Source organism: Streptomyces sp. C (assembly GCF_000158895.1).
GTDB classification, from domain to species: Bacteria; Actinomycetota; Actinomycetes; order Streptomycetales; family Streptomycetaceae; genus Streptomyces; species Streptomyces racemochromogenes.
In genome coordinates, this window is sequence record NZ_GG657750.1 from 159,022 (window position 1) to 164,635 (window position 5,614).

3 protein-coding genes and 1 pseudogene are annotated in these 5,614 nt (G+C 71.9%); 2 read left to right on the forward strand and 2 right to left on the reverse strand.

Annotation, left to right across the window (positions count from 1 at the left end; translation table 11 throughout):
* Together SSNG_RS00860 and SSNG_RS00865 are read right to left on the reverse strand one after the other, a co-directional pair.
* Positions 1–3,127: pseudogene (locus SSNG_RS00860) on the reverse strand (HAMP domain-containing protein); the annotation flags it as partial.
* A gap of 68 nt (positions 3,128–3,195) precedes the next feature.
* Positions 3,196–3,540: an STAS domain-containing protein gene (locus SSNG_RS00865; protein WP_007261883.1), complete on the reverse strand. Its 345-nt coding sequence runs from the start codon at positions 3,538–3,540 to the stop codon at positions 3,196–3,198.
* Between the two features lie 235 nt (positions 3,541–3,775).
* Between SSNG_RS00865 and SSNG_RS00870 the strand changes: the two genes are divergently transcribed.
* Together SSNG_RS00870 and SSNG_RS00875 are read left to right on the forward strand one after the other, a co-directional pair.
* Positions 3,776–4,648: a SigB/SigF/SigG family RNA polymerase sigma factor gene (locus tag SSNG_RS00870; protein WP_241694958.1), complete on the forward strand. Its 873-nt coding sequence runs from the start codon at positions 3,776–3,778 to the stop codon at positions 4,646–4,648.
* Between the two features lie 47 nt (positions 4,649–4,695).
* Positions 4,696–5,614, forward strand: a 919-nt coding sequence (locus SSNG_RS00875) for a sensor histidine kinase (protein WP_007261885.1), incomplete at its 3' end; no start/stop codon positions are given.

Below are 5,614 nucleotides of genomic sequence, written 5' to 3' on the forward strand. Positions count from 1 at the left end.
CCGCAGGGCCTCGCCGCCGGGCATGTCGAGTTCGAGGACGACGCAGTGGAACGGCTCGGAGGCCAGTACGGCGGCGGCTTCGCGCGAGCTGGTGGCGCCGACGACCTGGACACCGCCGTACTCGCCGTCGGGGGCGGGCGGGGCTTCGAGTTCGCGTTCGGCGCTTGCGGCGACGAGGGAGAGCAGGCCGCCCTGGCGTTCCTCGATGACGAGGAGGCGGCGGGCCTGGCGCTGCCGGCCGGCCGGGGCCGCGTCGTCGCCCTCGTTCCGCTGGCCGGGCAGACCGTACGCGGCGGGGGTGGCGGCGGGCGCGGGGGTGGCGGCCTGGGGGGCGGGCCCGTCCTCGAACTCGGCGTGGCTGACCGGGAGGTAGAGGGTGAAGGTGCTGCCCTGGCCGGGGGTGCTCTCCGCGGCGACGGCACCGCCGAGCAGTTGGGCGATCTCACGGGTGATGGAGAGGCCGAGCCCGGTGCCCCCGTACTTGCGGCTGGTGGTCCCGTCGGCCTGCTGGAAGGCTCCGAACACGGATTCCAGCTGCTGTTCGGGGATGCCGATGCCGGTGTCGCGGACGCGGAAGGCCATCACGCTCCCCCGGCGGTGCAGCCGGGCGGGGACTTCGGCGTCGGTGGCCCGTTCGATGCGCAGCTCGACGCCGCCGCGCTCGGTGAACTTGACCGCGTTGGACAGCAGGTTGCGCAGGACCTGGCGCAGCCGGGAGTCGTCGGTCAGCAGGTCGGCGGGGGCGTCGGGGGCAGTGGTGACGGTGAAGTCGAGGCTCTTCTGCGTGGTCATGGGCCGGAAGGTGGCCTCGACGTAGTCCAGCAGCTGTTGCAGGTGGACCCGCTCGGGGTGGATGTCCATCTTGCCCGCCTCGACCTTGGAGAGGTCGAGGATGTCGTTGATCAGCTGGAGGAGGTCGGATCCGGCCGAGTGGATGATGCCGGCGTACTCGACCTGCTTCGAGGTGAGGTTGCGGGTGGGGTTCTGGGCCAGCAGCTGCGCGAGGATCAGCAGGCTGTTGAGCGGGGTGCGCAGTTCGTGGCTCATGTTCGCCAGGAACTCCGACTTGTACTTGGAGGCCAGCGACAACTGCTGGGCGCGGTCCTCCAGTTCCTGCCGGGCGTGTTCGATCTGCAGGTTCTTCGCCTCGATGTCGCGGTTCTGGCTGGCCAGCAGGGCGGCCTTCTCCTCCAGTTCCGCGTTGGAGCGCTGCAGCTCCTCCTGCTGGTCCTGGAGTTCGGCGGAGCGTGCCTGGAGTTCGGCGGTCAGGCGCTGGGACTCGCCCAGGAGTTCGTCGGTGCGGGCGTTCGCGACGATGGTGTTGACGTTGACGCCGATGGTCTCCAGCAACTGGCCGAGGAAGTCGCGGTGGACGGGGGTGAAGGAGGAGAAGGAGGCGAGTTCGATCACGCCGAGGACCTGGTCGTCCACGATGATCGGCAGGATCATCAGGCTTCCGGGCGTGGTGTGGCCGAGCCCGGAGGAGATGACGTAGTCGGCGGGGACCTGGTCGGTGGTGATGGTCCGGTGGCTGCGGGCCGCCTGTCCGACGAGGGACTCGCCGAGGGCGAAGCGGACGCCGACCCCGTCGGCGGCGGAGCGGCCGTAGGAGCCGACGAGCGTCAGCACCGTGCCCTCGGGGGTGTCCTCCGCCAGGTAGAAGGCGCCGTACTGGGCGGCGACCAGGGGGGTCAGCTCGTCCATGACGAGTTCGGCGACGACGGCCAGGTCGCGGTGGCCCTGCATCAGGCCGGAGATGCGGGCGAGGTTGGACTTGAGCCAGTCCTGCTCCTGGTTGGCGCGGGTGGTCTCCCGCAGTGAGCCGACCATGGAGTTGATGTTGTCCTTGAGGTCGCCGACCTCGCCGGGGGCTTCCACGGTGATGGAGCGGGTGAGGTCGCCCTCGGCGACGGCGCTGGTGACGGCGGCGATGGCCCGGACCTGCCGGGTGAGGTTGCCCGCGAGCTCGTTGACGTTCTCGGTGAGGCTCTTCCAGGTGCCCGCCACGTTGGGCACGCGTGCCTGGCCGCCCAGGCGGCCCTCGGTGCCGACCTCGCGGGCCACGCGCGTCACCTCGTCGGCGAAACGCGGACAGCGGTGTTCCACCATGGTGTGATGACTCCCGGCGAGGAACGGCGACCTCGCCCTTCGCCTCCACGGTGATCTTCTGCGACAGGTCGCCGCGGGCGACGGCGGTGGCGACCTGGGCGATGGAGCGCACCTGGCCCGTCAGGTTGGACGCCATCACGTTGACGTTGTCGGTGAGGTCCTTCCAGGTCCCCGACACCCCGCGTACCGTGGCCTGGCCGCCGAGGTTGCCCTCGGTGCCGACCTCGCGGGCCACGCGCGTCACCTCGTCGGCGAACGCGGAGAGCTGGTCGACCATCGTGTTGATGGTCGTCTTCAGCTCCAGGATCTCGCCGCGGGCGGTGACGGTGATCTTCTGGGAGAGGTCTCCCTGGGCGACGGCGGTGGCGACCTGGGCGATGGAGCGCACCTGCGCGGTGAGGTTCCCGGCCATGAAGTTGACCGAATCGGTGAGGTCGCGCCAGGTGCCGGAGACGTCCTTGACGTCGGCCTGGCCGCCGAGCAGTCCTTCGGTGCCGACCTCGCGGGCCACGCGGGTGACCTCGCCGGCGAAGGAGGACAGCTGGTCGACCATCGTGTTGATGGTGTTCTTCAGCTCCAGGATCTCGCCCCGGGCGTCCACGGTGATCTTCTGGGAGAGGTCTCCCTGGGCGACCGCGGTGGTCACCTGGGCGATGTTGCGCACCTGGTCGGTGAGGTTTCCGGCCATGAAATTGACCGAATCCGTAAGGTCCAGCCAGGCTCCCCCGACGCCGGGGACGTCCGCCTGGCCGCCCAGTGTGCCCTCCGTGCCGACCTCGCGGGCCACCCGCGTCACCTCGGAGGTGAACAGCGACAGCTGGTTGACCATCCCGTTGAACACGGTGGCGATCTCCCCGAGGAGCCCCTCCGCCGCATCGGGCAGCCGCGTACGGAAATCCCCGTCCCGTACGGCCGTCAGCCCCTCCAGCAGCAGGCGCAGCTCCGACTCGGTGATGCCGCCCTCGCCGGGTTCCACCGCCGCTCCGCCCGGTGCCACCGCGCCGGTCCGCTCAGCCATCGCCAACCTCATTTCCGCCGTACCTGACGGATGAAGGCTAACCCCCTCTTCCGGGGCCTCCGGGCGCTTCATCGGTCGAGGGCGTCCTGGACGCTGGGGTGCAGCGACAGGACCGTGTCCGCTCCGGTGAGGGCGAACAGGCGGAGCAGTTGGTCGCCCGGGGCTGCGACCCGGAGCACGGTCAGACGGTGCAGCCGCAGCAGGAGGTTCAGGAACGAGGAGTCGCCGAATGTGACCGAACTCGCGTCCAGCACGACCACCCCGTGCCGGTCCGCGGCGGCCGTCAGGGCCTCCTCCAGCGAAGGCAGGGTGTCCTGGTCCAGCTCGCCGCGCGCCGCGACGACCCAGCCAGGCCCCGCCCGGTAGCTGTCCCCGACCACGCCGTCGCCCAGCGCTTCCCCTGCTCCGGTCATGTCCGCCTCCCGGATCTCACCTGTACGGGTTCCGGAATGGAGTATGCACGGTGGATCACCCCGAGACGACGGCCCCCCGCTGAGAGGCCGGCAGGACGGAGCTGCATTCCGGTACGCGTAGGAAGCCGATCTCGGGGCATGAGCGCGGTCGGCAGCCATCGACAACAGGGAGGGACCCGCCACCATGCCTCGTCCGGCAGCAGTCGTAAGCCCTGAACGTGCGACGGACCCCCGGGTGCCGACTCCCACCCGGTCCGTGGGAGGGGAGCCGCCCGCCGCACCACCGCTGCCCCGGGTGGAGCAGGCCCGGGAGATCGCGCCCGCGGACGCCCGGGAACTGTCGCGGCTGTTCTTCGCGAGGCTGCGGTCCCTGGAGGAGGGCACGCGGGAGTACCAGTACGCCCGCAACACGCTGATCGAGATGAACCTCTCGCTGGTGCACTACGCCGCACGCCGGTTCCGCGCCCGGGTCTCCGGGGGCGGGCTCGACATGGACGACGTCATCCAGGTCGGCACCATAGGCCTGATCAAGGCCATCGACCGCTTCGACCTCGACCGCGAGGTCGAGTTCTCGACGCTGGCGCTCCCCTACATCACCGGTGAGATCAAGCGGCACTTCCGCGACACCACGTGGGCCGTGCACGTCCCGCGCCGCCTCCAGGAGCTGCGTTCCGAACTCGCCAAGGCGCAGGAGTCCCTCACGGAGGCCCTGCACCGGGCCCCCACCGTCAAGGAGGTCGCCCAGCACCTCGGGCTGTCCGAGGAGGAGGTGATAGACGGCCTGGTCGCCGCGAACGGCTACACCAGCGGCTCGCTGGACACCGCCGACGAGGCCGAGGAGGCGCGGGGCACGGGCCGTCCGGCCCGCGCGCTGGCCGAGAAGCTCGGTGAGAGCGATCCCGCCATGGAGCTGTTCGAGGACTTCCACACCCTCGCTCCGCTGCTGCGGGAACTGCAACCGCGGGAACGGCTGATCCTGAGCATGCGGTTCGGGCAGGAGAAGACGCAGGCCGAGATCGGCGCGGAGCTCCACATCTCGCAGATGCAGGTCTCCCGGCTGCTCTCGCGCACCCTGGCCCGCCTGCGCGCGGGAATGCTCACCTCCTAGGAGTCGTGGTGGTTCCCGGACGAACGTGCCGCGCCGGAGGTCGCGGCATGACGACAGTTCCCGCGGCGGGCGGTCCGGGGACCTTCGCCCATCGCGCGCTCCTCTACCGGAGCCCCGAGGAATACCTGACCGGGGCGGGCGGCTTCGTGCGGGCCGCGCTCGCCGCGGACGAGCCCGCCCTGGTCGCGGTGCCCGGCCCCCGGCTCGGGCCGCTGCGGGAGGTCCTCGGCAGCGACGGGGCGGGCGTCGGGTTCGTGGACATGGCACGGCTGGGCCGCAATCCCGGCCGGATCCTGGCCGCGCTGCGGGAGTTCGCCGAGCGGCACGGGGGCCGGGCCGTCCGGATCGTCTCCGAGCCGGTCTGGGCGGGCCGTACGCCGGCCGAGGTCCGGGAGGCCACGCGCCACGAGGCCCTCGTCAACACGGCCTTCGCCGGCCGCGACGCCACCGTCCTGTGCCCGTACGAGGTGGCCGCCCTCTCCCCCGGCGTGCTCGCCGACGCCCGCCGTACGCACCCCACGCTGGTCGAGGGCGGACGCGTACGGCCGAGCCCCGGCTACACGGACCCCTCGGTGGTCGGCGGCGACTGCGACACCCCGCTGCCGGCGCCCGGACCGGGAGCGGTCGGCCTCGACTACGCGGGCGGGGACCTGGCCCGGGTACGCGAGTTCGCCGGGGCGTGGGCCGACGCGTCCTCCCTCGCGGCGGGACGCCGGGGCGACCTGCTGCTCGCCGTCGGCGAGGCCACGGCCAACTCCCTGGCGCACGGCGGGGGCCGCGGCACGCTGCGGCTGTGGCGCGCCCCGGGAGGCGGGGGCGTGGTGGCCGAGATCCGCGACGGCGGCCGGCTGGCCGACCCGCTCGCGGGCCGCCGCCGTCCGCCGCTCGCCTCCGCCGACGGCGGGCGGGGCCTGTGGATGATCCACCAGTTGTGCGACCTCGTCGAGGTCCGCTCCACGCCTTCCG

Bases quoted from the DNA above. Each gene is read 5' to 3' on its own strand.
- SSNG_RS00865 (WP_007261883.1), bottom strand. From the start codon at position 3,540: ATGACCGGAGCAGGGGAAGCGCTGGGCGACGGCGTGGTCGGGGACAGC.